Consider the following 26259-nt stretch of genomic DNA (forward strand, 5'->3'; position numbering starts at 1 on the left):
CTATTCGGCAACACAAGGGTCAGGCGCGTGTTTTGAGTCTCCATGCGAAAATCCAGCCGCCGACCGCACCGACGAGCGCGAACAGCGGCAGCCCGAGCGGGCCACGTGCGCCGGCAATCGGCGTGATGTTGTACGAAAACTTCATGGCGACCAGTGCCGTCACGATTGCCGCTGCGCCTGCTAGCGGATAGGCGATCCACGCCAGCGACGGCAGCCGCGGGCGCAGGAACGCCGCAATCGCGAAACCGATGGCCAGCGCAATCGCCACCACCGGGCCGAGCGTCGGCGCAAGCCCCACGAAGTCGCGGCCGATAGTCGACAGCCGCAGCCCGAGCGGCAGTGCCACGCCAAGTTCGGCGAGGCCGTTCTGGATCCGCAGGCTGTGGATGATGCTGATCCCGACAGTCGTGACGATAACGGCAATCAGCCAGCTGACCAGAATTCGAACGATCCGCATCGACAAGTCCCCATTGTTGCGCCAGCATCTTTACACATATGGTCTGATACCGCGATAGGTGTTGGCAACCGGGAGATGGGCATGAAAAAGCAGTTTTTGGCAGCAATCGCAGCGGTGACGATGGTCGCGGCGCCCGCAATCGCCGCAGACTACACGATCACGCCGATGGCGACGGGGCTCAACCATCCGTGGAGCATGGCATTCCTTCCCGATGGCCGCGTGCTCATTGCCGAACGCGCCGGCCGCCTGCGCGTGCTCGACAAGGGCAAGCTGGGCAGCATCAGCGGCGTCCCCAAAGTCTATGAAAAGAGCCAGGGCGGGCTGTTCGATGTCGTGCTGCACCCGAAGTTCACTGACAACGGCCTGATCTACCTGTCGTACGCCGCTGGCACGCCATCGGCCAACGCCACGCACATCGCGCGCGCCAAACTTGTCGGCAGCGCGCTGACCGATGTGAAGGTCATCTTCACCGTCAGCCCGACCAAAAACACGCCGGTGCACTACGGCGGCCGCATGGCATTCCTGCCCGACGGCACGCTGCTGATGACGGTCGGCGACGGCTTTGACTTCCGCGAACAGGCACAAAAGCTCGAATCGGGCCTCGGCAAGGTCATCCGCATCACCGACACCGGCGCCATCCCCGCCGACAACCCGTTCGTGAACAAACCCGGCGCCAGCAAGGCGACGTGGAGCTACGGCCACCGCAACGAACAGGGCCTCGCCGTCGATCCCGTCACGGGGCGCGTCTATGAAAGCGAGCACGGCCCGCAAGGCGGCGACGAGATCAACATCATCGCCCGCGGCAGCAACTACGGCTGGCCAGTCGCCACCAAAGGCCTCGACTATTCCGGCGCGACCATCTCGCCGTACAAAACCTACCCCGGCATGAAGGACGCTATCGTCGTCTGGGTGCCGTCGATCGGCCCGTCGGGGCTCGCCGTCTACCGCGGCGCGATGTTCAAGGACTGGCAAGGCGACCTGCTCACCGGCGCCCTCGCCATCCCGCAGGTCAAACGCATCGACATGGACGCCAACGGCAAGGTCATCGGCCAGTCGCGCATCTTCCCCGAAATCACCGAACGCGTCCGCGATGTCCGCGTCGCGCCCGATGGGGCGATCTGGATTTCGACTGACGAGGATGAGGGCAAGGTGCTGCGCGTAACGCCGAAGTAGAAGAGCCTCCGGCGGGCAGGCCTGAGGCCTGCACCCATTTGTTAGGCGCTCTTCAATCGGGTGCAGGCCTCAGGCCTGCCCGCCGGAGGCCCTTTACTACTCACGCTTGGCCTTGACCGCCGCCGGTGCGAACACCTCGCCGAAATAGTCGCCCGAATACCAGCGCGGCGCATCGTGGGCGTTGGCGATGGTGCGGCTGATTTCGGCGTTGATGCGCGCGAATTTGACCGCGACGTTCCAGTCGATCGGTTGCGACAGGTCGTCGCTGGGTTCGTGGTAGTGGGTGCGGCGGAACAGGCTTTCGGCGTCGCGGCAGGTCATGCCGCCCTGGGTGTCGTGCCAGCCGGTGCGCAGATAGACGGCGGGTACGCCGGCGCGGACGAGCGGGTAATGGTCCGACCGCGTGAACAATGCCTCGCTCGGCTGCGGGTCGGCCATCAGCCCCAGCCCCTGTTTTTTGGCGGCGGCGGCGACCATCGGGCCCATGGTCGAGCGGTTGGCGCCATAGGCAATGACATCGGCGAAGTCGCAGGTCAGGATCGGCATGTCGATGTTGACCTCCGACACGATGCGTTCGATGCCGACGGTGGGGTAGCGCGCGAAATAGCTCGACCCCATCAGCCCGCCTTCCTCGCCGGTGGTGACGAGGAACAGCAGCGAGCGCTTGGGGGGCTTTTTCTCGGCGGCGAAGCTGCGCGCCACCGCCAGCAACGTCGCCACGCCCGAGGCATTGTCGAGCGCGCCGTTGTAGATGGTATCGCCTTCTCCGGTGCGCATCCCGAGGTGATCAAGGTGCGCCGATAGCAGCACGAGCTGGTCGGTCAGCGCCGGGTCGCTGCCGGGCAGCCGCGCCAGCAGATTGGCGCTAGTGATGGTGGTGACGGCGTTGCTGCGGTCGAGCTTGGCGGTGCCGGTCAGCGCGAAGCCGTGCGGCGCGCCGGTATCGGCAGCGGCCTGCACCGCGGCAAAGCTCATCGCGCTGCCGGCGAACAGTTGCGCGGCGGCGGCGTCATCGACATTGGCTGAAAACTTCAGGCTGCCGGCGTCGCCGCCGGCGCTGCCATCGGGGTTGACGAAGTTGCGGCGCTGCAGCCGCGCGGTGCTCGCGGTTTTCGACCAGGGGCCGCGTTCGGCCTGTGCGATGGTGCGCACGGTGATCATCCCGACGGCGCCGAGTGCGGCCGCCTCGCCGCTTTTGCCGCGGGCCAGATGCGCGGCGATTTCGCTGTTGAGCGACTTGGGGGCGCCGGCGAGCGCGACGACGATCTTGCCGCGCACGTCGAGTCCGGCATAATCGTCGATGCCGAGTTCCTTCGACGCCAGCCCGAAGCCGACGAACACCAGCGGCGCGCTGATGGTTTCGGGGCCGACGACATTGCCCGGCCCGACTGACAGATCGACACCGTTGACGAACACCGACGTCTTGTCGCCGCGCGTCAGCGTCAGCGTTTCACGGTCGGAGGCGAAGCTGCGTTCTTCGAAACTGATCGGCTGGTAAAAGCCCTGCGTGCCGGCGGGCTCCAGCCCCATCGCCTTGAACTGCGCGGCGACGTAGCGCATCGCGATGGCGTGGCCGCGCCGGCCGATCTGCCGGCCTTCGAGCAGGTCATCGGCGAGGAAGGTCACCGTCGCCTGCAATTCGGCCGCGGTAATGCTCCCCGGTGGCGGCGCAGCCGGTGCGGCGAACACGGCGCCCGACAACAACAGTGCGGCCATCCCGCCCAGACCCGCACGTGTCAAATAATTCATCGTCGCTCCGAAACCATACGCCGCGCCGCCCCCGGCGACATCTGGTGCAACGGTAGCGACACAGCTATGGCACTGGAATAGTCAAGTTGCGGCAGGAGTGACGAATGCGCCAGATGTTGCGTGAGGTGTGTCGGGCAGGTTTTGCGGCAATGGCGCTGGTGCTGGCGCCTGTGCTGCCCGTGCAGGCCGCGCCGGCGAGCGCCGCCAAGACCACCGCCGCCGCGCCGCAGACGGCGTTCGCGCCTGCGCCACTGTCCGAACTCGCCGCCTCGGTAGCGCTCAAGCATGAAAGCTTCACGCTGCCCAACGGGCTGCGCGTCGTGGTCCATACCGACCGCAAGGCGCCGGTGGTGGCGGTCAGCGTCTGGTATCATATCGGTTCGAAGGACGAGCCGCTCGGCAAGACCGGCTTCGCGCATCTGTTCGAGCATCTTATGTATTACGGCTCCGAAAACCATGACGCGCTGTTCTTCGAGCCGTTGGAAAGCATCGGTGCCACCGACGCCAATGGCTCGACGTGGTTCGACCGCACCAACTATTACGAAACCGTGCCGACCTCTGCGCTCGACCTCGCGCTGTTCCTCGAATCGGACCGCATGGGGCATTTGCTCGGCGCGGTGACGCAGGCCAAGCTCGATGCGCAGCGCTCGGTTGTGCAGAACGAAAAGCGCCAGGGCGACAATGCCCCCTACGGTCTTTCGGAATATGCGATACTGGAGGGGCTGTTCCCCGCCGGCCACCCATACCGCCACGAAGCCATCGGCAGCATGGCCGACCTGAATGCCGCGAGCGTCGCCGACGTCCACGCCTGGTTCAAGGCGAACTACGGCCCGAACAACGCCGTGCTGGTGCTGTCGGGCGACATCGACGCCGCCACCGCCAAGCCGCTGGTGATGAAGTATTTCGGCGACATTCCGCCCGGCCCGACGCCGGCGCGTTACGAAGCGCCGGTTCCGCGCACCACCGGTATCAAGCGCGAGACGATGTACGACGCCGTCGGCAACGCGCGCATCACCCGCGCGTTTGCCGTGCCCGGCCGCGCCGATGCGGTGACGCCGCTGCTCGATGTCGCCGCGACCATCATTGCCGGCGGCAGTTCGTCGCGCGCGTACAATGAACTGGTGCGCCGCGATCAGCTCGCGGTCGGCGTCAGCGGCGGCGTGCAGGCGTATGAGAAAGTGTCAATTCTGGAGTTCGAGATCGACGTCAAACCCGGCGCCGATCCGGCCAAGGTCGCGGCGCGCTTCGACGCGGTGCTGAACGATTTCCTCAAGACCGGTCCGACCGCCGACGAGGTCCAGCGCGTCGCGACGCGCGCGGTGGCCGGCACGGTGCGCAGCTTGGAGGCCGCCAGTGGCCAGGCGTCGACGCTGGCCGAAGGCGAACTGTATACCGGCGACCCCGATTTCTACCGCACCGAGCTGGCGCGTTACGCCAATGCCACCCCCGAAGCCGTCGCAGCAGCAGCCCGCAAATGGCTCAGCGGCGGCAGCTTCGAACTCACCGTTCTGCCGGGCAAGCGCACCGACCGCGACCTCGCAGTCGACAAGGTCGCGCCGAAGCTGGCGTCAGCGGCCATTCCCGCGCAGCCGCCGACGGGCGCGCTGTCGCCGCCGATCGACCGTTCGGCACTGCCCAAGGTCGGCGCGACACCGGCGCTGGCCTTCCCCGCCGTCGAGCGCGCGACGCTGAGCAACGGCATCAAGGTGACGCTGGCGCGGCGCCCCGAACTGCCGGTGGTCAAGGTCATGCTGGCGTTCGACGCCGGTATTTCGGCCGATGACCGCGCCAAGCCCGGCACGCAGAGCCTGATGCTCGGGCTGCTGGACGAAGGCACGACGCGCCGCACCGGCCCCGCCATCGGCGAGGAAGAGGAGCGGCTCGGCGCCAACATCTCGGCGACCGCGGGCATCGACCGCACGCGCCTCGTGCTCGATACGCTGACCCCGAACCTCGCGGCGTCGCTCGATCTGTTCGCCGACATTGCACGCAATCCGAAGTTCGACGACGCCGAGCTGCTGCGCGTGCGTGGTCAGGCGCTAGCGGGCATCAAGGCCGAAATGACCAGCCCGCAGGCCCTCGCGTTGCGTGAACTGCCGCCGATCATCTATGGGCCCGACCACCCCTACGGTGTGCCGTTCACAGGCACCGGCACGACGGCGGGCGTGACCGCGGTGACTCGCGGCGACCTCCAGGCGTTCCACGCGCGCTGGATCCGGCCCGATAATGCGGCGCTGTTCGTGGTGGGCGATACGACGCTGGCGCAGATCGTGCCGTTGCTCGAAACCGCGTTCGGCGACTGGAAGCTCGATGCGGCGGCGGCGCGCGGCACCAAGAGCTTCACCAGCGTCAAGGCGCCAACGGCTGCACGCATCGTGCTGATCGACCGGCCCGGGTCACCGCAGTCGCTGATTCTCGGCGGCAAGGTACTTGGCCTGAAGGGCCGCGATGATAACGGCACCGCCGCCTTCCCGCTGGTCGCGGCGAACGACCTGCTCGGGGGGCTGTCTACATCGCGGCTCAACCTCAACATCCGCGAAGCCAAGGGCTGGGCGTACGGTGTCCAGAGCCTCGCCTCGCTGGTCCAGCAGCAACTGCCGTTCCTGCTGTTCGCGCCCGTGCAGACCGACCGTACCGGCGATGCGCTGGCGGCGATTGCCGCCGACATGAAGGCATTCGGCACGACGCGGCCGATTGACGCGGCAGAGCGCGACAAGGTCGTCGAAAACGGCGTCCGCTCGCTGCCCGGCGAGTTCGAAAACGCCGGCGCGGTGCTGACCTCGATCGAGCGCAACGCGGTGTTCGGCCGCCCCGACGACTATCAGGCGACGCTCGCGGCGCGCTACCAGGCGCTGACCACTGCCGACCTCAACCGCGCGGCATTGCAGCTGACCGACGGCGCGATGGTATGGATCGTGGTGGGTGACCGCAAGCTCGTCGAACCGCAGCTGGCGAAGCTCAAGCTGCCGGTCGAGGTGCGCAAAGCGCCCTAGGCGCATTGACCGGCACGCCACGCGGACTATCATGGCCAGAATTGGGTAGAGGGCAAAACAGATGACACGGATGGTACGACCTTGGCTGGTGGCGGCGCTGGCTGCGACGCTGCTCGCGACGCCGGTGTTGGCGTCAAAGCTGCCGCAGACAACACCCGACGGGCTGGTGCTGCAGCCCAACACCAAGCTGTCGGCGGTCTATCTGGCGCCCGGCGCCAACCTCGCCAAATATGACCGCTATGCGCTCGTCGATTGCTTCGTCGAGTTCAAGAAAGGCTATATGGACGAGCAGAACGAGCAGGTGCCGTTCTCGGTCAGCAAGCAGTGGATGGACCAGACGACGTCCGAACTCGCGACCGCGTTCAAGCAGCAGTTCGCCAAGGTGATGAGCCAGAAGGGCGGCTTCCAGCAAAGCACGATGACCGGCCCCGACGTAATGGTGCTGCGGCCGGCGATCGTCGATCTCGACATCACCGCGCCCGACACGATGCAGCCGGGGGTGACGTCGTTCGTGTCGTCGCCGGGGTCGATGACGCTATATCTCGAAGTCTATGACTCGATGACCAACAAGCTGATCGCGCGCATCTATGATGCTGCCGGCGGCGAGGAAGATGGCGGCGGCGTGTCGTGGTCGACCGGCCCGGGCAATCTGCAGGCCGCCGACTATGTCATCGATCAATGGGCGAACATGATCCGCCGCGGCCTCGAGCATGCGCGCGAAGCTGCCGGCGAAAGCCCCGATGGCCCAGCGCCCGGTGCTGCGGCGCCGACAGCGGTGCCGACAGCCGCACCCGCGACCCCGCCGAAGCCGACATCAAAATAGCAGCAAAGGCACTTTTTCGCGTACTCAGGCTCCGCATCTCGTGCTAGGCGCTGCCCATGCGTATGCGTGAACTTGAAAAGCGGACGGGCGTCGGGCGCGAGACGATCCGTTACTATATCCGCGAAGGGCTGCTGCCCGAACCCGATCGCGCCAGCCGCAACTCGGCGTCGTATAACGACGACCATGTCGCACGGCTGAAGGCCATCAAGCGGCTGCAGGATGAACGCTTCCTGCCGCTGGCGGTGATCAAGACGCTGCTCGATGCCGAAGACGGCGAGCGCTGGCTCGCACCCGCGGCGTTCCCGCAGCTCGATTCAATGTTGCGTGCGCGGCTCGATGCTGACGCCGCACGGATCCCGGTGGACACCGTAGTTGCCGGACTCGGTCATTCGCGTGAGGAAATCGCCGAACTTGTTGAATCGGGTTTCATCGATGTCGATGCCCAGGATACGGTGACGGCGCGCGATGCCGCCATTCTGCGCGTCCTCGACGAATTGCGGGAAACGGGCTTTACCGATAGCCACAACTTCCGCGACGGCATGATGCCGATCTACAACGATTTCGTCGAGTGGGTGACGGCGCAGGAAATGCGCTTCTTCTTCGAACACACCGCCGGTCGCGTCGATGAAGCCGAAGCGCTCGACATGGCCGAGCGCGGCATCGCCTCGATCAACGAGTTGCTCAGCCTGATGCGCACGCGCGCCATCCTGCGCAAACTCGAAGTCCGGCGCCGCGTCGCCAACGACAACGCCTGATCAGAAATAGCCCGCCAGCGTGACGGCGACACCGCTGCCGGGGCTGGCGTTGCCGGCGACGCGCCAGCGGTAATCGACAATCAGATCGACCGGCAGCGTCCCGGCGTGCAGCCGCAGGCTCGGTCCGATGTCGAGCCGGTCGACGGTATTGCCGTCAACCTGCACGGCGCCCCAGACGCCGGCGCCGGCCTGCACACGGACGCCGTGCGCCGGCAGCCGCCAGCCGGCGAAGGCCTGGCCGGCGGCATAGGGGTTGGCGTTGACGGCGCCGGCTTCGGCGTAGCCGTTCCAGTCGAGCCCGCGCGTGCGCCCCGACGCGCCGCCGCTCAGCCGCGCCGTCCAGCCCGACGGCGCAGATGTGCCGCTCGACATCAGCCATTCGCCCGCCAGCGCCAGCCCCGGCATGAACTGCCAGCGCAGCCCCAGTGCGCCTTGCGCGCTATTGTCATCGATGCCGATGCCGTCATGTGCGACCGCGCCGCGCCGCGCAGCGTCAGCGCCAGCGGCCGCGCCGCCAGCGGTGACGGCGTGAACGCGAGAGTCGCCCCCGATTGCCCGCCGCCGAGCAGCGCCGCGCTGGCAAACCCCGGTGGCCCGGCACCGCGCGCGAAGATGTACGCCGACCCCGACCAGCGCCGGCCCAGCCGGGCCGCCTCGCGGCTCCAGGCGGCCGCGCGCGAGTCATCGGGGGCCAGCGCGGCGGCGGTATCAAAGCCCTGCGCCGCTGCGCGCCGGTCGCCGGTCGCCAGGCTGTCGTAGGCCTGTTGCGCGACATCGCCCGGCCCCGGTGGCCGTCGCGGCGGGTGATAGGATGCCAGCATGAAGCCGGTCTCGTTGAGGCCAACGACCTGCGACACCATGCGGTTGATGTTGCCGAAACCCTGGGCTTGCGGCGGCGCGGCGGCGGTCTGCGCGTCCGTAACGGCATCGACCACCGACGCGAAATCAACCGCGCGTTCGGCCGGCACGGCGGGTTCGGCTGGCGACATATGCGGTGCTACTGCGACCGGCACCACAGCGGGCAATGCCGGCGGCGGCGGGCGAAACAGCCGGACCGTATGCGTCTGCAGCGCCGCGATCGCGGCGTGGAAATCGTCGACCAGCACCGTGGCACGCGCGCCGACCCACAGCGTATCGAGCAGCGCCAGCACCAGCACTGCACGCAGCGGCTTGATCGACGCGAGCGGCGCGAACGACACCGTGCGCGCCGGGCCGTTCATTCGGCGGCTTGCGGGAAGCGGTGCGCGGTCTTGTCCCAGTAATTGGCCTTGCGCCCCTGCGCGATGCGCAGATAGCGCCGGCAAGCGCGCAGTGCGGCGGCGACGTTGATGACATTGCCGATCAGCGCCCGCGAGATCGCCCGAAGCCCTTCGCGCGCACCATGCGCGTTGCCTGTGTAAAGCGCCCGCATCAGCAGTCGCCAGCCGAGCACGAAGACGTTGAATGCCAGCAGTAGTTCGAGCAGCGACCCCGGCGCCACCAGCGGTGCCTGCCGCGTAAGTTGCGGCCAGATGTAGCGCACCGCCGTATCCGCCGACACCAGCAGCACCGCGGCATAACCCGCCAGCGTCAGCAACGCAGCGACGATCGCCTTGCGGTCGCGCACCAGCATGAAGCGGTCGGTCAGCCCGCCGTGCCAGCCGATGCGGTCCCAGCCCGACAGTGCAATGCCAAGCAGCCAGCGGGCTTTCTGGCGCAGCGCGGTGTCGAGCGTCGCCGGGAAATGCTCGCGCGTCGCAACGATCTCGCCGGTGGCGCGGCAGCGAATGCGCACCATCGCGCCGCGGCCGCCGAGCCGTTTGATCTTGATGCCGAGCTCATAGTCCTCGGTCAGGCAGGTCGCGTCGAACGGCTCGGCGCTGCCGTCGGGCGCCAGCGCGGCGATGCGCGCCAGCATGTCGCGGTCGATGGCGCACGCCACCCCGGCGCTCGGTACCGCCGCCCCCAGCGTTTCGCGCACGACGATATCCTTGGTGTGGAGTTCGGCGAATTCGTCGAGGTAATGGCCCGCCACCCAGCGCGAGTCGCGGTCGACCAGCGGCACCACCGGCAGCTGCACCATCGCCAGCCGCGACCCCAGCAGATGGTCATAGACCGACAGTTCGAGCGCGTGGACGACGTCTTCGGCGTCGTGCAGCACGATACCCTTGTAGCGCCGGCCGGCGGCGATTTCGTCCGCCAGCAACGCGCACCAGAGATGGTTGAGGCAGTCGGCCTTGGTCGTCGGGCCCGGCAGCCGGCACACCACGGGCGCGATGCGGTCGTCGCCGACGCCGGCGACCGCGTCAAGGGTCGCCGCGTCATTGGGATAGACGCCGACGAACACCCGGTAGTGCGGATAGTCGAGCCGTGCGGTCAGGTCGGCGAGCATCGTGCCGATGACCGCGGCTTCGTCTCAGGCCGGCACGAAGATCGCCATCCAGCCGGGGTCGGCGCGCACCAGATCCTCGGCGCAGGCGCGGTCATAGCGGCGGTAGATGAAGTGGCGGCGCCAGCTCCAGCGCCCGAAGAACAGCGTGTCGATAACGAGGTCGTCGAGGCTCGACACTGCGATGCCGAACGCCGCAATCGCCAGCCACTCACGCGTGAACAAGTGCAGGACGGTGGCAGCGACAAGGCCGGACTGGATCATCTACGGCCTCGTCATGACCGGGGGCGCGTCCGCGGAAAAGGACTGGGTGCCTCGATACGACGTTGATTCAGCAGACGGGGAGGGCCGTATGCGTGAGACGTCGTAGCCGAGGCACCCTCGGAGCTGGTGACAGCGGTGCAGGGTCAAAACACCGTTATGCCGCCAGCCTCGATTCGTTGAGGTCGAGCCGGAGCACCGGCTGACTGAAACTCCATTGGCTGCGCAGCTTGGCCAGCGTCGCAGGGGTGATCGTGACGAGCAGCGCGCCGACCATGTCGCCGCCCACATCGGCAGGCATCCCCAGCGGCTCGCAATCCCAGCCGGTGGCGAGTACGCCAGCCAGCAGCGCCATGTGCGTCATCATCGTGTAGCGGCTGATGCCGGCGACCAGCGCGAACTCGACCAGCGACAAGGCCAGCTGCTGGCGGACCAGCGATGCGGTCTCGCGCGGCAGGCCGGGCGCGGTGCACAGTCGGGTGATTTCCCAGACATCGAGCCCGGTCGGCACCGGACCTTCACACAGGAAGGCGAACTTGTCGCCGAGCAAGTGCGGGCCGGTCGTCGGCACGATCCGCACCGAGCCGAGATGGTCGCCGGAAGTCGGATCCTGGACGACGAGGTAAATCGCCTCCTCGGTGTCATACTCGTCCATTTCGTAGCGGCCATCGACCACGGACAGGTCCCAGTGCAGCGTATCGATGAACACGCGCTTGCGGTCTGCATGCATGCCGGCGAGGCAGGCAGCGTGGCTGCGGCGGTTGCTGTGGGTGACGACGGTTGCCATGGATTGGGTCCCTTTGCGTTGGGACCGTTATGCGGCGCTTGATTTGGTGCGGGTATATCCCTGATAGGGGGTAATGGCTGACGCGCTCCCCCATCCCGAAGCACAATATCTGTCGCTGATGCGGCGAGCCTGGGAGACCGGCGTCGAACGCAGCGATCGCACCGGCACCGGCACGCGCGCGCTGTTCGGCGAAGTAATGCGCTTCGACCTCAGCGACGGCAGCGTGCCGCTGCTGACCACCAAGAAGATTTTCTGGAAGAGCGCGGTCAAGGAGCTGATCTGGTTTCTGTCGGGCGACACCAACATCCGCCCGCTGGTCGCGCAGGGCGTCCACATCTGGACCGACTGGCCGCTGGCCAAATACAACGCCGCAAACGCACCGCTGTCCCGCGACGCGTTCGAAGCGCGCATCATCGAGGACGCTGATTTCGCGGCAAAGTGGGGCGATCTCGGCCCGGTCTATGGTTTCCAGTGGCGACACTGGCCCGACGGCAGCCCCGACGGCGTCGACCAGATTGCCGCGCTGATTGCCGGCATCAAGGCCAATCCGGCGTCGCGGCGGCACATCTTCACCGGCTGGAATGTCGCGCAGCTCGACCAAATGGCGCTGCCGCCGTGCCACATGACCTACCAGTATTTCGTCGCCAATGGTCGGCTGTCGGGCACGCTCTACCAGCGGTCGTGCGACCTCGGGCTGGGTTTCCCCTTCAACATTTTCGAAGCAGCGCTGCTGATCCGGATGATTGCACAGCATTGCGATCTCGAACCCGGCGAGCTGGTGTGGATGGGCGCCGATTGCCACGTCTATCTCGACCACGCGCATCTGGTCGAGGAACAGCTGTCGCGCGCGCCACGGGCGTTCCCGAAGCTGGCGCTGACACGGCGGCCAGAGTCGATTCTTGACTACCGCCCCGAAGACTTCGAACTCACCGGCTATGACCCGCACCCACATATCGCGGCGCCGGTGTCGGTGTGATCCTCAGCCTGATCGTCGCACGCGCAACGAACGGCGTCATCGGTGCCGACGGCGGACTGCCGTGGCATATCTCGGCCGACCTCAAGCACTTCAAGGCGCTGACGGTGGGCAAGCCGATTATCATGGGACGCCGCACCTACGACTCGATCGGCAAGCCGCTGCCGGGGCGTCACAATATCGTGATGACGCGCGACCCCGAATGGACGGCGGCGGGCGTCACCGTCGTGCCCAACCTTGCCGAGGCGATTGCCGCCGCCGGGCTCGATCCGCGCGCGCGTGCCGACGAGATCATGGTCATCGGCGGCGTTGCGGTGTTTGAGGAGGCGCTGCCCTCGGCGCGCCGTATCCATCTAACCGAAGTCCATGCAGCACCAGCGGGCGATACCGTCCTGCCGCCTTTCGATCCGGCGGTATGGGCCGAAACGACGCGCGAAGACCATGACGCGGCGGGTGACACACCGGGCTATAGTTTCGTGACGCTGGAACGGCGCACTTAAGGGGAGGCGAGAATGCGGATTTTGAAGTGGCTGCTGGCGTTGGTCGCGGTGGCCGCCGTGGCGTTTTTCGCGCTCGGGCCCGGGATCGTCGAGCGCGGCATGAACAAGGTCGAGCGCACCGCGCCGTGGCCGGTTTCGGCGCAGGCTGCAGCGCTGCACAAGTCGCTGGTCATTGCCGACATGCATTCGGATACGCTGCTGTGGAAGCGCGATGTCGACGCGCTTGCCAAGCGCGGCCATGTCGATCTGCCGCGACTTGAATCGGGTAATGTCGCGCTACAGGTGTTCTCGAGCGTCACCAAGACCCCCAAGGGCCAGAATTACGAGGCGAACAGCGCCGACACCGACAATATCACCTTGCTGGCGGTGGCGCAGTTGCAACCGGTCAAGACGTGGAACTCGCTGCTCGAACGCTCGCTGTGGCACGCCGAGAAGCTGCGTCGCGCCGAAGCCGGCAGCGATGGCCGCTTGCGCATCGTGCGCTCGGGCGCCGATATCGACCGCGTGCTCGCCGACCGTTCGGCGGGCAAGCAGGTCACCGGTGCGCTGTTGTCGATCGAGGGGCTTCAGGACCTTGAAGGCAAGCTCGCCAATGTCGGCACGCTACATGACGCCGGCTTCCGCATGGCCGGACTGGCGCACTTCTTCGACAATGATGTCGCCGGTTCGATGCACGGGCTCAAGAAATACGGGCTGACGCCGCTCGGGCGCCAGGTCGTCCCCGAAATGGAGCGGCGCGGCATGATCGTCGATCTCGCGCACGCCAGCCCGGCGGCGTTCGCCGAGACGCTGGCGATCGCGACGCGGCCGGTGGTGGTCAGCCACGGCGGCGTCAAGGCGACGTGCAACACGACGCGCAACCTGTCCGACGACCAGCTGCGCGCGCTCGCCGCGAACGGCGGCGTCATCGGCATCGGCTATTGGGACGCGGCGGTATGCAAGCCGACGCCGGCGGCAACCGCAGCGGCGATCAAGCACGTCCGCGACCTCGTCGGCGTGCAATATGTCGGGCTGGGGTCGGATTTCGACGGTGGCACAACCACCGGTTTCGATACCGCCGAATTGGCGGCGGTGACGCAAGCGCTACTCGATGCCGGGTTCAGTGATGCTGAAATCGCGGCGGTGATGGGCGGTAATGTCATCCGCATCCTGAGGGCAGGGACGGTGCCGCAATAGCGCAGTCAGGCGTGGACGACGACTTCGAGCTCATCGAGCAATCCGTTCCACGCCGTTTCATATGCCGGCGTCCATTCCGCCCCCAACTGGTCGCGAAACGCATCGCGCACCACCCAGAAAAACCGCGTGTAGATTTCGGGCGGAACGCCGAGTTCGGCGTGGTTGATGCGCTCGCAGTGCAGCATGTTCACCGAAAAATGCTTGTCGCCGATGAAGTCGAGCAGCGTCTCGAATGTTACCGACAGCATGTGCTCGCGGCGCCGGCCGTCGCGGTCGAGGAAGAACAGCGCAACCGTGTCGGGATGGTCGGCATAGAGCCGCTCGTAAACCAGCGGCACCGGGTCGGGCACGCGCGCCAGCACGGTTTCCAGGCTTGATTGAATCGCGGCACTGTCGAACATGATCGGTCCCCTTCAGCCGCGCGCTGCTATCGCGTCGGCCACCGCCAATGTCCGTCGCGCGACGCCGACATGCAACAGTTCGATCATCTTGCCGCCGAAGGTGGTGACGCCCTTGCCCGCGGCTTGCCCCGCCTCGAACGCCGCGATCAGCCCGCGCGCATGCTCGATTTCGGCGGCATCGGGGGCGAACAGCCGGTTAGCGGTAGCGATCTGGCTCGGGTGGATCAGCGTCTTGCCGTCGAAGCCGAATTGCGCGCCTTGCAAGGCTTCGGCTTCTAGCCCAGCTTCGTCGGCGATGTCGGTGAAGACGCCGTCGAACGCCTGAATCTCCGCCGCCCGCGCCGCCATGACGATCGTGCTCAGCGCGAACACCAGCGCCAGCCGGTCGGGCGTCGGCTTGGCGCGCAGGTCCTTGGTCAGGTCGGCCATGCCGGCAAGCAGTGCGGTGACACCATCTACTGCGGCGATATCGGCAGCGTCGAAGATGGCGCGCGGGGTTTCGATCATCGCCCACACCGGCTTGCCGTGGCTACGCGCCACCGCTTCCTCGGCCTCGCGCGCCGAATCGACCTTGGGCACGACAATGCCGGCAGCGTGGCTGGCGGCGACGGCGGCGAAATCGTCGATGCTCCAGACGGTGTTCAGGCTGTTGACGCGGATCAGCACCTCGCGGTGGCCCCAGTCGCCTTCGGCCACCGCGGCGACCGCTGCGGCGCGTGCCTCAACCTTGGCGTCGGGCGCGACGGCGTCCTCAAGGTCGAGGATGATGCAGTCGGCATCGACCGTCCGCGCCTTGGCGATGGCGCGTGGGTTGGCGGCGGGCAGGTACAGCACCGAACGGCGCGGTCGCAGAATTTCGGACATGGCCACCTCTCGCAATTTGCTCATGCCAGTGCCATTTATGTGGCATGATGCCAAGCACAGGTATCGGGAGTTTGCGTGATGATGGCCGGCAGTATCTTCTTCGTCGTGTTGCTGGTGGTCGCGGTGTTCGCGGTGTCGCAGGCGGTCGTCACCGTACGGCAGGGCTATGAATACACGCTCGAACGCTTCGGCCGCTTCACGATGACGTTGCGCCCCGGCTTCACGCTGATCATCCCGTTCGTCGATCGCATCGGCCGCAAGATCAACATGATGGAGCAGGTGCTCGAAATCCCCGGCCAGGAAATCATCACCAAGGACAATGCCATCGTCTCGGTCGATGGTGTGGTGTTCTATCAGGTGCTTGATGCGGCGAAGGCAGCATATGAAGTCAGCGACCTGTTCTCTGCGATCGTCAACCTGACCACGACGAACCTGCGCACCGTGATGGGCTCGATGGACCTCGACGAGACGCTGTCGAAGCGCGACGCGATCAACGCCAAGCTGCTTACCGTCGTCGATGCCGCGACCGAACCCTGGGGCATCAAGATCACCCGCGTCGAGCTCAAGGACATCCGCCCGCCCGCCGACATCGTCAATGCCATGGGCCGGCAGATGAAGGCCGAACGCGAAAAGCGCGCCAATATTCTGGAGGCCGAAGGCATGCGCGCCAGCGAGATTTTGCGGGCAGAGGGCGCCAAACAGGGCCAGATCCTGCAAGCCGAAGGCCGCCGCGAAGCCGCGTTCCGCGATGCCGAAGCCCGCGAACGCTCGGCGCAGGCCGAAGCCAAAGCGACCGAACTGGTCTCGACCGCCATCGAAGGCGGCAGCGCCCAGGCCATCAATTATTTCGTCGCGCAGAAATACGTCGAGGCGATGACCGCGTTCGCCACCTCGCCCAACGCCAAGACGATCTTCATGCCGTTCGAAGCCAGCGCGCTCGTCGGCAGCCTCGGTGGCATCGGCGAGCTGGTCAAGGCGGTGCGCCCGACAGGCGACGCACCCGTAGTCGTGCCGACACCGCCCAAGCCGACGCGCACGCCGCGCGCCAACCCGTTCACCGAAGACGAGGCACAGTGATGGGCGGCCTGCCCGACTGGCTGCTCAGCCCGTGGAGCTGGCTGATCGCCGCGGCGTTGCTCGCCGGTCTCGAAATGTTGACGCCGGGCGCGTTCATGATCTGGCTGGCTGGCGCCGCAGTGGTGACCGCGCTACTGGCGCTGTTGTTGCCGATCGGCTGGCAGATCCAGATTGTGCTGTTCGTCGCGCTGTCGGTCGTCGCCATCGTCACCGCACGCAAATATTTCGGCCGCCGCCCCGACCGCGCCCCCGAATCCGGCCTCAATCGCCGCGCCGAGCGCTTGGTCGGCACGACCGTCGTGGTCGTCGAAGCCTTCGTCCACGGCAAGGGCCGCGTGCAGGTCGGCGACAGCCCCTGGGCAGCGACGGGACCAAACCTCGCGGTGGGCGATGCGGCGAAGGTCGTCCACGTAGACGGCGCGACGTTGAAGGTCGAAGCGGTCTAGGCGTCCGTTCAAACTATCCGGTGCAGGGCTCAGCCCTGCCCGCGCGGCATGCCCTTACTTCTCTTCCTCCGGATACGGTCCAACGCCGCCGCTGGCGATAAACTCGTCGACGCGCGCCTCCAGTACCGGCAGCGGTACCGAGCCCATTGCGAGCACGGTGTCATGGAAGGCGCGGATGTTGAACTTCGGGCCGAGTGCGGCTTCGGCCTTGGCGCGGCTTTTTTCGATGCTCATTTCGCCGAGGTAGTAGGCGAGTGCCTGGGCGGGCCAGCCGATGTAGCGATCGACTTCGGTTTCGATTTCGTGGTTCGACAGCGCGGTGTTGTCGCGCAGGAACGCCTGCGCCTGTTCGCGCGTCCAGCCCTTTGAATGGATGCCGGTATCGACGACCAGCCGCGCGGCGCGCCACATCTGGTAGCTCAGCATGCCGAAGGTGTCGTACGGCGTTTCGTACATGCCCATTTCGACGCCGAGCTTTTCGGCATAGAGCGCCCAGCCTTCGCCGAACGCCGAGATGTACACCTTGCGGCGGAAGTCGGGCATGTCCTTGTTTTCCTGCGCCAGCGACATCTGCCACGAATGGCCGGGCGCCGATTCGTGCAGCGTCAGCGCGCGCAGCGCATAGAGCGACCGCGACGGCAGGTCATAGGTATTGAGCAAATAGGTGCCGGTGCCGCCGCGGCCGGCGGTGTAGAACGGCGCGATGTCGGCAGGCACCGGGCGGATGGTGAAGCGGCCGCGCGGGTTGTGGCCGAAGTAGGTCGAGGCCTTGCCATCGAACTGCTTGGCGATCCAGGCGGCGCGGTTGAGCAGGTCCTGCGGGTCGGTGGTGTAGAATTGCGGATCGGTACGCAGGAAGTGCAGGAACGCCGGGAAATCGCCCTTGAAGCCGGTCTGCGTCATCACCTGCTGCATCTGCGCGCGGATCTTCGCGACTTCATCGAGGCCGATCTGGTGGATCTGTTCGGGGGTCAGGTCGAGCGTGGTGAATTCGGCGATCTTCGACTGATAAAAAGCCTTGCCGTCGGGCAGGCTGTACGCGGCGAGCGGTACGCGGGCGTTCGGGATGTAATCGTTCTTCAGATAGGTCAGCAGTTTGGCGTGCGCCGGGATGACGTTGTCGTTGATCGCCTTGACGGCTTCGGCGCGGAGCTGCGCCTGTTCGGCGGGCGCGATCGACGCCGGCATTTTGACGAACGGCTTGTAATAGACGGTGTCTTCGGCACGTTTGGCCTGTGCCACCGACGCGACGCTCGAATCGCGGCCCTGCAGTGTCACCTTGGGCGGCGTAAAGCCGCGCGCCAGCCCGAGCTTCATGTTGTCGGTCTGCTGGTCGAAATAGCGCGGCACCGCGTTCATCTGGGCGATCCAGTTGCGGTATTGCTTGGCGGTCTTGAACGGCGCGTTGCCGGTGGAGGCGAGGTCGCCCCAGAAGCTGCTGTCCGAATTGAGCGGCATTTCATAGTCGCGGTACTGCTGCGACGCGATCAGCGTGGCTATCTGGTTGCGATAGACGCCGTAGTTGACCGCGGCGGCGGGAGACAGCTTTTTGGCATCGAGCGCATCAAGCTGCGCCATGACATTCTGCCAATAGGCCAGCCGCGCGGCCTGTGTCTTGACGTCGACATCGGGCAGGGTGGTGCGGCCGGCGGCGCTGTCCTCGTCATAGTCGAACTGGTCCATCCGCCACGTCCATTCGCGGCTGTAGATGTCCTTGAACGCCGCATCGGTCGCAGCGTCAGCCAGCGTCGGCGAAGCGGTGGCCAGCAGCAGCGCCAGCGCCAGGCCCTTGGTCAATTTCATGTGGTCAGTCCCCCGTTGCGTGCGTCGCTGTATCCACCGACGGCACCCCGCCGGCGGCATCGGCGTCCTCGATCAGTTTGAACAATGGCCCGCGCGACAGCGATTGTGCAAAGGGTATCATCAGGATCGGCGCGCCACCGGCCGCCAGAGCATCGGCGCCGGCGTTGCGCAGCAGGTGCTTCTGGAAACGCGGCGGCACTTCATCGGCGGTGGCGACCGAGGGGCCGCCCTGGCAGATTTCTTCGAAGCGCGCGTCATCCGCGTCGCGGTCATCGCTCAGCGCGCCGATGCGCTCCATTAGTGTCGCGAATGCAATTGGGGTGCCGCCGGCGTCGCGCAGGCAGGCGAGCGAGATGCCGTCGAGCACATCGGCACGCTGGCGCGCCACGCCGCTGAGGATCGAGAACGAGAAGGTGCCGGTGTTGGGGTCGGTCGACACCGCGAAAATCTTGTTCTGCAGCATGATCGCCCAGCCCTGCAGCCGCAGCGCGAATACCCCCATGCGGATTTCGAGCATCGATTCGCCGTTGCGCCGCATCATCACATAGTCGTGGAAAAAGCTGCCGGGCACTTCGGCCGAGGCGCGCGTCGTGCGCCAGAAGCCTTCATAGGCCCAGCCGCGCAGCTGCGTGGTGACCGCCGATTCGCGTACCATCGATTCCGGCAGCAGACCGTCGATGGGCAGTGTTTCGGGCGCCGGCGGGCCGGGCGGGGCGACGCCGAACTTCTCCGCCAGTGCATCAAGGTCGCGGTCCCAGTCGAGCAGCGTGAACCCGGGCTGACGCTTGGCGACAAACGCCGTCAGCCGTTCGAGGTTGAGCGCCGACGGTTTGACCGCCCCGGACACCCAGCGCCCGACGAGCGATTTGTCGACGCCGAGCTCGGCGGCAAGGCGACCGCGGGTTAGCGACAGCGCCTTCAGGATGAGTTCGAGCCGTGCGGTAAAACCGCCGGTTGCATCGCTATTTGGCATGGCTTTCCCCCTTCAGCGCAACAACTTATGACCAGATTTTGTTACGGGTGCAACCGTTGCATGCAACCCCGCGCATTTTGCTGCGCGTCGCTGCACCTGTTCGGTGCACGGTGTTCCACGCATTGATGCGTCGCAGTTGCGGCGCGGAGTTCCCGGCGCGCATCTTGCGGCCGACACGATGGTCCGTCTCGGCTGCTGCATGTGTTTTGCAGTGATACGACCCAACTTTCAGCCCGGACCCACAAGGTCCGGGCTGACTTTTGTCGGGGGTCATACGTATTCATGCCAGCGGTGCGCGCGCGCAGTTCGTGTTTGCAAAAAACGCGGTTATGCTGCGGTTGCGAACCGGGGAGCCGCCATGCCCAGATCATCCAATGCGAGCCCATCGAACCTGGGGGCCAAGCCTGACCGCGGCGACCTGCGCTACCTCGGGCGGCTGCTCGGCGATGTCATCCGCGAAACCGACGGTATTGCGGTGTTCGAACGCATTGAAGCGATCCGCCAGGCCTCGGTCGCCGTGCACCGCACGCCCGGCGCGCAGGCAGAGGCGACGCTGGCGCAAGCGCTTGACCAGCTCGACCTCGGCGATAGCCTGCGCTTCATCCGCGGCTTCCTGCTGTTCTCGCTGCTCGCCAATCTCGCCGAAGATCGCGGCAGCGCGCTCGATGCCCGCGCCGATGCGACGCTGGCGGGGGCGGTCGCCGAACTTGCCGCTGCTGGTATCGATACTGCCGCGGTCACCGCACTGCTCGACCGCGCGCTGATCGCGCCGGTGCTGACCGCGCATCCGACCGAGGTGCGGCGTAAGAGTATGATCGACCGCGAGGCGGCGATCGAGGCGCTGCTGATGGCGCGCGCCGTTCCTGCCGCCGATGCATCCGAAGTCGAAGCCCAGCTGCTGCGCGAAATCAGCATCCTGTGGCAGACGCAGCCGCTGCGCGCCGTGCGCCCCGTCGTCACCGACGAAATCGATAACGCGCTGTCGTATTTCGTCCGCAGCTTCATCCCCGAACTGCCGCGATTGCACGCGCGCTGGGAACGCCTGCTCGGCGCGCCACTGCCGCCGTTCCTGCGACCGGGGAGCTGGATCGGCGGCGACCGCGACGGCAACCCCAATGTCAACGCCGCGACGCTCGAGGCGGCGCTGGCAAAGCAGGCAGTGGTGGCGCTCGGTCACTATCTCGACGAACTCAACGCGCTCGGTGCCGAGTTGTCGCTGTCGGCAACGCTGGCGCCCGCGTCACCGGCGCTGCGCGCGCTCGCCGACGCATCGGGCGATGCCGCCCCGTCGCGCGCCGACGAGCCCTATCGCCGCGCGCTGACCGGCATTTATGCGCGCACCGCCGCGACCTATGCGGCGCTCGCCGGCAAGCCGCCGACCCGCGTGGCTGCGGTGCCGGGCGCACCCTATGCCCGCGCCGACGAACTACTCGCTGACCTCCGCATCGTTGCAGACTCGCTGGGCGCGCCGGGCAGCGTGCTGCGCGCAGGGCGGTTGGAAAACCTGTGCGCGGCAGTCGCCTGCTTCGGCTTCCACCTCGCGACACTCGACCTGCGCCAGAACGCCGATGTCCATGCCCGCGTTGTCGCGGAGTTACTGCGGCACGCCGGCGTCGAGGCCGATTATGAAGCTCTCGACGAGGACGCGCGCATCGCGCTGCTGGCGCGCGAACTTGGCCACACGCGGCTGCTGCTCAGTCCTTACCTCAGCTACAGCGACGAAACGCTCGGCGAAGTCGCGATCCTGCGGGCGGCGGCAGCGGCGCACGCGCGCTTCGGGCCGCATGTCATCCGCGCCTATATCGTCTCGAAAACCACCGGCGTCGCCAACCTCCTCGAAGTCTATCTGCTGCTCAAGGAGGTCGGGTTGTTCGTCCCCGGCGAGCAGCCGGTGTGCCCGATCATGGCCGTGCCGCTGTTCGAAACCATCGCCGATCTTGTCGCCGCGCCGCAGGTCATGGCCGACTTCCTCGACCGGCCACGCGTCCGTGCGCTGGTCGCGACGCGCGGCTACCAGGAAGTGATGATCGGCTACTCCGACAGCAACAAGGACGGCGGCTATCTGACGTCGAACTGGTCGCTGCACGAAGGCGCGCTCGCGCTGGTCGAGGTGTTCGGCGCACGCGGCGTGCGGTTGCAGCTGTTCCACGGCCGCGGCGGCGCCGTCGGGCGCGGCGGCGGCTCGGCATTCGAGGCCATTCGCGCGCAGCCGGCAGGCTCGGTCGGCGGCCGCATCCGCATCACCGAACAGGGCGAGGTCATCGCCTCCAAATATGGCTCGCCGGCGGTCGCCGCACGCGGGCTGGAAGCAATGACCGCCGCGACGCTGCTCGCCAGCCTCGCGCCCCCCGAACTGCCACCCGCAGAGTTCGCACGCTTCCGTGACGCCATGGCGGGAATCAGCGCCGACGCCTGCCGCCACTACCGCGACCTCGTCTATGAAACGCCGGGGTTCAATACTTTCTTCCGCGCCGCCACGCCGATCACCGAAATTGCCGGCCTTAAAATCGGCTCGCGCCCCGCCTCCCGCACGCAGTCCGACCGCATCGAGGACCTGCGCGCCATCCCCTGGGTGTTCAGCTGGGCGCAGGCGCGCATCATGCTGCCCGGCTGGTACGGCACGGGCCAAGCGTTCGCCGACTTCGCCGACCGGGGTCTGCTCGCCGAGATGGTTGCAGCGTGGCCGTTCCTTGCTACGACGCTGTCGAACCTCGAAATGGTGCTGGCAAAATCGGACATCGGCGTCGCCGCGCGCTACGCGACGCTGGTCCCCGACGCGGCACTCCGCGACCGCATCTTCTGCCGCATCCGGTCAGGCTGGGAAACCACGCGCGACCAGTTGCTGCTGCTCACCGGCCAGACCGAGCTGCTGGCGAACCAGCCGGCCACCGCACGCTCGGTCAAGCTGCGCATGCCCTATATCGACCCGCTCAACGAACTGCAGATCGAACTGATCCGTCGACGGCGCGGCGGTGACGAAGACCCGCGTATTGCCGAGGGGATTCACCTAACGATCAACGGGATTGCGGCAGGGCTACGGAATAGCGGGTAGGGGAAGGGCCTCTGGCGGGCAGGGCCTTGGCCCTGCACCCATGAATTGGCCCGGCGCCAAATGAACCGGCGCTGGATATGATGGCACCGACCCAACATATGGGTGCAGGGCCAAGGCCCTGCCCGCCGGAGGTCCTTAACCCACCAACTCCAAGAACCATCCGGCAATCTCCGCCCCGCGCGTCTCCTGCGGGAAGTGCCCGGCGCCCGGCAACAGCGTGAAGCTGGCTTGCGGGAACTGCGCGGCCCAGGTGCGGCCCCAGTCTTCGGTGAAGACGTCGTCGCCGCCGCCCCAGATGAAGTCGATGGGTTTTTGCCAATGCGCCAGTGCGGCGAAGTCGCGCGCTTGGGCTGCGGCGTTGCCGCCTTCAGGATTGTCGAACGGCAGGCTGAGCGGGAAGCGGCGCGGTCCGGCGTGGCCGGCGCGGCCCAGCCCGACGTAGGGGGCGGCGTAGCCGGCGCGCACGGCTTCGCCCGCGGCATCGGTCGGGATCGGCGTGCCGTTTGCCACGAGCGCCATCAGGTCGGCGGGTTTGGCGTGGGCGGTCGGCAGCAGCATGAAGCTGCCGAGGTCGAAGGTGTCGGGCACGTTGCGGCCGAAGAAGCCGCCCGGTTGCCAGCCGGCGTTCCAGTCGCGCAGGCCCTTGGTGTAGCTGTAGCCGTCGTGGTGCAGCCAGGTGTTCATCACCACCAGCCGTTTGAAGCGGTCGGGCATCGCGACGGCCTGCGCCAGCCCGATCGGCCCGCCCCAGTCCTGCACGAACAGCGTGACGTCGGTGAGATTCAGCGTTTCGATGAGCGTGCGGTGCGCGGCGATGTGGCGCGCGATGCTGTACCAGCCGTCATCGACGGGCTTGTCCGAGCGCCCGAAGCCGAAATGGTCGGCGGCGATGCAGCGCCAGCCCGCTGCCCTCAGCCGCTTGATGATGTGGCGGTTGAGGAAACTCCACGTCGGCATGCCGTGCATCAGCAGCGCGACAGGGCCGTCCCTGGTTCCGGCGTCGACATAGTGCATCCGCAACCCGTCGATTTCGAGGTAGTTCGGCGCGAAGTCATAACCGTCGAGCCCGGCGAAATTGGCGTCGGGGGTGCGCAGATATTCGACGCCGGCAGCGGTCACCGGCATCAGCCCATGTTCCCTGTCGCCTTGAGGAAGTTCATCGTGTCGATCGGCCCGATCGGGCTGGTATCGATGTCGATCAGCACGCGGTGGATCTTGCCGGCGAACGGGTTCGGGCCGGTGTAGCCCGCCGACACCTGGTTGCCGACATCGGACCCGACGCTGAACGGGTCATAGCCTGGCGCCAGCAGGCAGCGTTCGAAGGTGTGCGTCGCGACCTGCGTGCCGTTGATGAACAGGCTGCCGCTGCCGTCGAAAGGCCGCGCCGTCATCTTCTGGACGTAGCGCAGCTTCATCCGGCCTTCGGGGAGCAGCCTATCGGCGACGATCGATTCGCGGAACGGCAGCAGCGCAGTTTCGTAAATAAGCCGGCCGTTGTCGATCCACAGCACATAGCCGGCGTGGTGCGAGCCATGCGCCAGCAGCACGCCGTTGCCGCCACCTTTCGGCCGCTCGATATCGAGCTCGATGACATGGCTGGCGCCGCAGACCGCAGGCGAGGCGTCATGGCCGAGGCGGTCGATGGGCGGGCGGATGTCCCATTGCTTGCGGGCACTCCGCAACTTGTCCTGCGACAGTTTGATGATCAATGCGCGGTCATCGAGCGGATAGACTTGGTATTTGCGCGCGGCTGCCTCCCATTTGGCGAGCATCGCCTTGACCATGTCGGGGTTGGCGGCAGCGAGGTCGGTCAGCTCGTTGATTTCGTGCGAGGTGTCGTAAAGTTCCCATTTGTCGCTGTCGAAGCTGCTGCCGCGCGTGTGGCGCGTCACCAGCCGCCACTTGCCGTCCTCATACGCGCGGTTGCCGCCGAGTTCGTAATATTGCGACGTGCGCGTCGGGGCCGTGGCATTGGCGAACGTCGGCACGATGCTGGCGCCTTCGAGCGGCTTGAGCTTCTTGCCCTGCCATGCGGCGGGGCGCGCGACACCGGCGGCTTCGAGCACCGTCGGATACAGATCGACGACATGGACGAACTGCGTGCGCACTGCGCCCTTGGCGGTGACGCGCTTGGGCCAGCTCACGATCAGCGGGTCCGACACGCCGCCGAGGTGGGCATATTGCTTGTACAGCCGGAAAGGCGTGTTCGACACGCAGGCCCAGCCGCGCGGATAGTGCGGGAAGGTCGCATCCGTGCCCATGATGTCGTGCATCGCGGCGGCCTGCGCCACCGGCACCGGCCGGCCATAGGCGGAGGCAAAGACATTGGGGGTGCCGTCATCGGTGCCTTCGGGCGAGCCGCCGTTGTCCGACATGACGACGATCATCGTGTTGTCGCGGATGCCGAGTTCCTCGAGCGTCGCCACCAGCCGTCCGACATTGGCATCGAGCGCCGAAATCGTCGCCGCATAGACTTCCATGTAGCGTGCGAAGGCCTTTTGCTCGACCGGCGTCAACTCGGCCCAGGGCTTGGCGCCGAACGACAGCGGCGGCAGCTTGGTGTCGGCGGGGACGACGCCGAGCTTTTTCTGCCGTTCCAGTCTTGCCGCGCGCACCACGTCCCAGCCGGCATCATATTTGCCGGCATATTTGGCGCTGTCGCTGGCGCGCACCTGCAGCGGCGAGTGCGCCGCCGAAAACGCCAGTTGCAGGTAGAACGGCTTGTCGGGCGCGACCGCGGTCTGCGTGCGGACATAGGTCATCGCGCGCGTCGTCAGGTCGTCGCTGAGGTAATAATCGCTGTCCTGCGGCGTATCGACGGGGGCGTTGCCGTCGAACAGCTCGCCGGGTTTGAAATAGTCGCTCGAATGTCCTTGGTACCAATAGGCGCGGTCGAAACCGCGCGATGTCGGCCAGTTGGTGAACGGCCCGGCGATGCCGGTGTTGGCAGCGTTGAGCAGATGCCATTTGCCGGCGAGGAAGGTCGCATAACCGGCGCCGCGCAGCACTTCGGGCAGCATCGCGACTTCGGTCGGCACTTCGCCGCGGTAGCCGGGATAGCCGCTGTCGATGTCGGCGAGCCAGCCCATGCCGGCGCTGTGGTGGTTGAGCCCGGTCAGCAATGCGGCGCGCGTCGGCGAGCACATCGCGCAGGTGCGGAATTTCGAATAGCGGACGCCCGAGCCCGCCAGCGCATCGAGCGCCGGCGTGGCGATTTCGCCGCCGTAGCAGCCGAGATCGGCAAAACCGACATCGTCCATGATGACGACGATGATGTTCGGCGCGCCCGCCGGGGCCTTGGCTTCGCCGGTGTATGACGGGCGCGAGTCGGCGAAGGTCTCGCCGATCTGCGCCGGGCCGCCTTCGACGGCTTCGGGGGTGACGAGCTTGGCGCGGGTTGCCTGCAGTTTGCCGACACCGACCGCCACCGCGCCGGCACCAACCGCACCGATGGCAGCGCCGGTGAGCAGCGATCGACGATCAAGGCCGGTTTTCTTGGTGGGTTCGTCCATGGTCATACTCCCCTTGAAGCGGTGCGGCGCAGCGGCGTGCAATCGGCCATTGACAGGCACGGGTTATTATTGACATTAATAGTGTCAATAAGCCGCAATGGCAAGTGGCAGCAGAC

22 protein-coding genes and 1 pseudogene are annotated in these 26259 nt (G+C 66.6%); 10 read left to right on the top strand and 13 right to left on the bottom strand.

What is annotated here, in order from left to right:
* Positions 1–19 precede the first annotated feature (19 nt).
* Entirely contained in the window at positions 20–457 is a 438-nt protein-coding gene (locus EUV02_RS07385; protein WP_135245611.1) for a hypothetical protein, read from the bottom strand.
* A gap of 81 nt (positions 458–538) precedes the next feature.
* Here EUV02_RS07385 and EUV02_RS07390 point away from each other — a divergent pair, with 81 nt between their 5' ends.
* The gene (locus tag EUV02_RS07390; RefSeq protein ID WP_135245612.1) at positions 539–1630 is read left to right on the top strand and encodes a PQQ-dependent sugar dehydrogenase; all 1092 of its coding nucleotides are present in this window, start codon (positions 539–541) and stop codon (positions 1628–1630) included.
* A 96-nt stretch (positions 1631–1726) separates the two neighbouring features.
* Here the strand turns inward: EUV02_RS07390 and EUV02_RS07395 are convergent, their stop codons facing one another.
* Complete coding sequence (locus tag EUV02_RS07395; RefSeq protein WP_135245613.1) at positions 1727–3379, bottom strand: M28 family metallopeptidase; 1653 nt, start codon at positions 3377–3379, stop codon at positions 1727–1729.
* Positions 3380–3483: 104 nt separating this feature from the next.
* On the opposite strand from EUV02_RS07395, the gene EUV02_RS07400 reads away from it, so the two are divergent.
* The 3 genes from EUV02_RS07400 (at position 3484) to EUV02_RS07410 (ending at position 7950) form a co-directional block, all read left to right on the top strand.
* Positions 3484–6372: a M16 family metallopeptidase gene (locus EUV02_RS07400; protein ID WP_243445818.1), complete on the top strand. Its 2889-nt coding sequence runs from the start codon at positions 3484–3486 to the stop codon at positions 6370–6372.
* A 61-nt stretch (positions 6373–6433) separates the two neighbouring features.
* Positions 6434–7195 carry a DUF3313 family protein gene (locus tag EUV02_RS07405; protein WP_135245614.1) on the top strand — a complete coding sequence of 254 codons (762 nt, stop codon included), beginning with the start codon at positions 6434–6436 and terminating at the stop codon, positions 7193–7195.
* 56 nt (positions 7196–7251) lie between these two features.
* On the top strand, positions 7252–7950 hold the full coding sequence (locus EUV02_RS07410; protein WP_135245615.1) for a MerR family transcriptional regulator: 699 nt from the start codon (positions 7252–7254) through the stop codon (positions 7948–7950).
* Here EUV02_RS07410 and EUV02_RS07415 read toward each other — a convergent pair whose 3' ends face one another.
* The 5 genes and pseudogenes from EUV02_RS07415 to EUV02_RS07430 all read right to left on the bottom strand — a co-directional run bounded on the left by EUV02_RS07415 (position 7951) and on the right by EUV02_RS07430 (position 11366).
* Positions 7951–8355, bottom strand: a complete 405-nt coding sequence (locus EUV02_RS07415) for a hypothetical protein (protein ID WP_135245616.1) — start codon at positions 8353–8355, stop codon at positions 7951–7953. It abuts the gene before it with no gap.
* Positions 8322–9170: a hypothetical protein gene (locus tag EUV02_RS07420; protein WP_135245617.1), complete on the bottom strand. Its 849-nt coding sequence runs from the start codon at positions 9168–9170 to the stop codon at positions 8322–8324. Before EUV02_RS07420 ends, EUV02_RS07415 begins: the two co-directional genes overlap by 34 nt.
* Positions 9167–10333, bottom strand: a pseudogene (locus EUV02_RS07425) (glycosyl transferase family protein); the annotation flags it as partial. The gene EUV02_RS07420 and the pseudogene EUV02_RS07425, both read right to left, overlap by 4 nt.
* Positions 10334–10345: 12 nt before the next feature.
* Positions 10346–10582 (bottom strand): hypothetical protein, encoded by a 237-nt coding sequence (locus EUV02_RS15915; RefSeq protein WP_243445820.1) that lies wholly within the window; start codon positions 10580–10582, stop codon positions 10346–10348.
* A 154-nt stretch (positions 10583–10736) separates the two neighbouring features.
* A complete protein-coding gene (locus tag EUV02_RS07430) occupies positions 10737–11366 on the bottom strand; it encodes an acyl-homoserine-lactone synthase (protein ID WP_135245618.1) in 630 nt (209 codons plus the stop codon).
* 73 nt (positions 11367–11439) lie between these two features.
* On the opposite strand from EUV02_RS07430, the gene EUV02_RS07435 reads away from it, so the two are divergent.
* Genes EUV02_RS07435 through EUV02_RS07445 form a run of 3 tightly spaced genes read left to right on the top strand, consistent with a single transcriptional unit; the run spans position 11440 to position 14015 of the window.
* Positions 11440–12342 carry a thymidylate synthase gene (locus EUV02_RS07435; RefSeq protein WP_135245619.1) on the top strand — a complete coding sequence of 301 codons (903 nt, stop codon included), beginning with the start codon at positions 11440–11442 and terminating at the stop codon, positions 12340–12342.
* Positions 12342–12839: a dihydrofolate reductase gene (locus tag EUV02_RS07440; RefSeq protein ID WP_135246439.1), complete on the top strand. Its 498-nt coding sequence runs from the start codon at positions 12342–12344 to the stop codon at positions 12837–12839. Before EUV02_RS07435 ends, EUV02_RS07440 begins: the two co-directional genes overlap by 1 nt.
* 12 nt (positions 12840–12851) lie before the next feature.
* The gene (locus EUV02_RS07445) at positions 12852–14015 is read left to right on the top strand and encodes a dipeptidase (protein ID WP_207790139.1); all 1164 of its coding nucleotides are present in this window, start codon (positions 12852–12854) and stop codon (positions 14013–14015) included.
* Between the two features lie 5 nt (positions 14016–14020).
* Here EUV02_RS07445 and EUV02_RS07450 read toward each other — a convergent pair whose 3' ends face one another.
* Together EUV02_RS07450 and EUV02_RS07455 are read right to left on the bottom strand one after the other, a co-directional pair.
* Positions 14021–14416, bottom strand: coding sequence for a globin (locus tag EUV02_RS07450; RefSeq protein ID WP_135245620.1), 396 nt, complete (start codon positions 14414–14416; stop codon positions 14021–14023).
* A gap of 12 nt (positions 14417–14428) precedes the next feature.
* Positions 14429–15280, bottom strand: coding sequence for an HpcH/HpaI aldolase/citrate lyase family protein (locus EUV02_RS07455; protein ID WP_135245621.1), 852 nt, complete (start codon positions 15278–15280; stop codon positions 14429–14431).
* A gap of 78 nt (positions 15281–15358) precedes the next feature.
* On the opposite strand from EUV02_RS07455, the gene EUV02_RS07460 reads away from it, so the two are divergent.
* Positions 15359–16357, top strand: a complete 999-nt coding sequence (locus EUV02_RS07460; RefSeq protein ID WP_424022181.1) for an SPFH domain-containing protein — start codon at positions 15359–15361, stop codon at positions 16355–16357.
* Positions 16357–16803, top strand: coding sequence for an NfeD family protein (locus EUV02_RS07465; RefSeq protein ID WP_135245622.1), 447 nt, complete (start codon positions 16357–16359; stop codon positions 16801–16803). The genes EUV02_RS07460 and EUV02_RS07465 overlap by 1 nt, the downstream gene beginning before the upstream one ends.
* Before the next feature lie 54 nt (positions 16804–16857).
* Here the strand turns inward: EUV02_RS07465 and EUV02_RS07470 are convergent, their stop codons facing one another.
* On the bottom strand, positions 16858–18606 hold the full coding sequence (locus EUV02_RS07470; protein WP_135245623.1) for a DUF885 domain-containing protein: 1749 nt from the start codon (positions 18604–18606) through the stop codon (positions 16858–16860).
* A gap of 4 nt (positions 18607–18610) precedes the next feature.
* Positions 18611–19579, bottom strand: coding sequence for a helix-turn-helix domain-containing protein (locus EUV02_RS07475; RefSeq protein WP_135245624.1), 969 nt, complete (start codon positions 19577–19579; stop codon positions 18611–18613).
* Positions 19580–19937: 358 nt separating this feature from the next.
* On the opposite strand from EUV02_RS07475, the gene ppc reads away from it, so the two are divergent.
* Complete coding sequence (gene ppc, locus EUV02_RS07480) at positions 19938–22631, top strand: phosphoenolpyruvate carboxylase (RefSeq protein WP_135245625.1); 2694 nt, start codon at positions 19938–19940, stop codon at positions 22629–22631.
* Positions 22632–22766: 135 nt separating this feature from the next.
* Here the strand turns inward: ppc and EUV02_RS07485 are convergent, their stop codons facing one another.
* Positions 22767–23756, bottom strand: a complete 990-nt coding sequence (locus tag EUV02_RS07485; RefSeq protein WP_135245626.1) for an alpha/beta fold hydrolase — start codon at positions 23754–23756, stop codon at positions 22767–22769.
* Complete coding sequence (locus tag EUV02_RS07490) at positions 23756–26143, bottom strand: arylsulfatase (protein WP_166430555.1); 2388 nt, start codon at positions 26141–26143, stop codon at positions 23756–23758. Before EUV02_RS07490 ends, EUV02_RS07485 begins: the two co-directional genes overlap by 1 nt.
* Positions 26144–26259 lie beyond the last annotated feature (116 nt).

It is taken from the genome of Glacieibacterium arshaanense (genome assembly GCF_004681125.1).
GTDB lineage: Bacteria > Pseudomonadota > Alphaproteobacteria > Sphingomonadales > Sphingomonadaceae > Polymorphobacter_A > Polymorphobacter_A arshaanense.

Excerpts from the sequence above, each read along its gene's own strand:
- EUV02_RS07405 (WP_135245614.1), top strand. The coding sequence starts at position 6,434 with ATGACACGGATGGTACGACCTTGGCTGGTGGCGGCGCTGGCTGCGACG.
- EUV02_RS07435 (WP_135245619.1), top strand. The coding sequence starts at position 11,440 with ATGGCTGACGCGCTCCCCCATCCCGAAGCACAATATCTGTCGCTGATG.
- EUV02_RS07410 (WP_135245615.1), top strand. The coding sequence starts at position 7,252 with ATGCGTATGCGTGAACTTGAAAAGCGGACGGGCGTCGGGCGCGAGACG.
- EUV02_RS07400 (WP_243445818.1), top strand. The coding sequence starts at position 3,484 with ATGCGCCAGATGTTGCGTGAGGTGTGTCGGGCAGGTTTTGCGGCAATG.
- EUV02_RS07385 (WP_135245611.1), bottom strand. The coding sequence starts at position 457 with ATGCGGATCGTTCGAATTCTGGTCAGCTGGCTGATTGCCGTTATCGTC.
- EUV02_RS07420 (WP_135245617.1), bottom strand. The coding sequence starts at position 9,170 with ATGAACGGCCCGGCGCGCACGGTGTCGTTCGCGCCGCTCGCGTCGATC.
- ppc (WP_135245625.1), top strand. The coding sequence starts at position 19,938 with ATGCCCAGATCATCCAATGCGAGCCCATCGAACCTGGGGGCCAAGCCT.
- EUV02_RS07455 (WP_135245621.1), bottom strand. The coding sequence starts at position 15,280 with ATGTCCGAAATTCTGCGACCGCGCCGTTCGGTGCTGTACCTGCCCGCC.
- EUV02_RS07490 (WP_166430555.1), bottom strand. The coding sequence starts at position 26,143 with ATGGACGAACCCACCAAGAAAACCGGCCTTGATCGTCGATCGCTGCTC.
- EUV02_RS07460 (WP_424022181.1), top strand. The coding sequence starts at position 15,359 with ATGATGGCCGGCAGTATCTTCTTCGTCGTGTTGCTGGTGGTCGCGGTG.
- EUV02_RS07415 (WP_135245616.1), bottom strand. The coding sequence starts at position 8,355 with ATGCCGGGGCTGGCGCTGGCGGGCGAATGGCTGATGTCGAGCGGCACA.
- EUV02_RS07430 (WP_135245618.1), bottom strand. The coding sequence starts at position 11,366 with ATGGCAACCGTCGTCACCCACAGCAACCGCCGCAGCCACGCTGCCTGC.
- EUV02_RS07390 (WP_135245612.1), top strand. The coding sequence starts at position 539 with ATGAAAAAGCAGTTTTTGGCAGCAATCGCAGCGGTGACGATGGTCGCG.
- EUV02_RS07485 (WP_135245626.1), bottom strand. The coding sequence starts at position 23,756 with ATGCCGGTGACCGCTGCCGGCGTCGAATATCTGCGCACCCCCGACGCC.
- EUV02_RS07395 (WP_135245613.1), bottom strand. The coding sequence starts at position 3,379 with ATGAATTATTTGACACGTGCGGGTCTGGGCGGGATGGCCGCACTGTTG.
- EUV02_RS07475 (WP_135245624.1), bottom strand. The coding sequence starts at position 19,579 with ATGCCAAATAGCGATGCAACCGGCGGTTTTACCGCACGGCTCGAACTC.
- EUV02_RS07450 (WP_135245620.1), bottom strand. The coding sequence starts at position 14,416 with ATGTTCGACAGTGCCGCGATTCAATCAAGCCTGGAAACCGTGCTGGCG.
- EUV02_RS07445 (WP_207790139.1), top strand. The coding sequence starts at position 12,852 with ATGCGGATTTTGAAGTGGCTGCTGGCGTTGGTCGCGGTGGCCGCCGTG.
- EUV02_RS07470 (WP_135245623.1), bottom strand. The coding sequence starts at position 18,606 with ATGAAATTGACCAAGGGCCTGGCGCTGGCGCTGCTGCTGGCCACCGCT.
- EUV02_RS15915 (WP_243445820.1), bottom strand. The coding sequence starts at position 10,582 with ATGATCCAGTCCGGCCTTGTCGCTGCCACCGTCCTGCACTTGTTCACG.
- EUV02_RS07465 (WP_135245622.1), top strand. The coding sequence starts at position 16,357 with ATGGGCGGCCTGCCCGACTGGCTGCTCAGCCCGTGGAGCTGGCTGATC.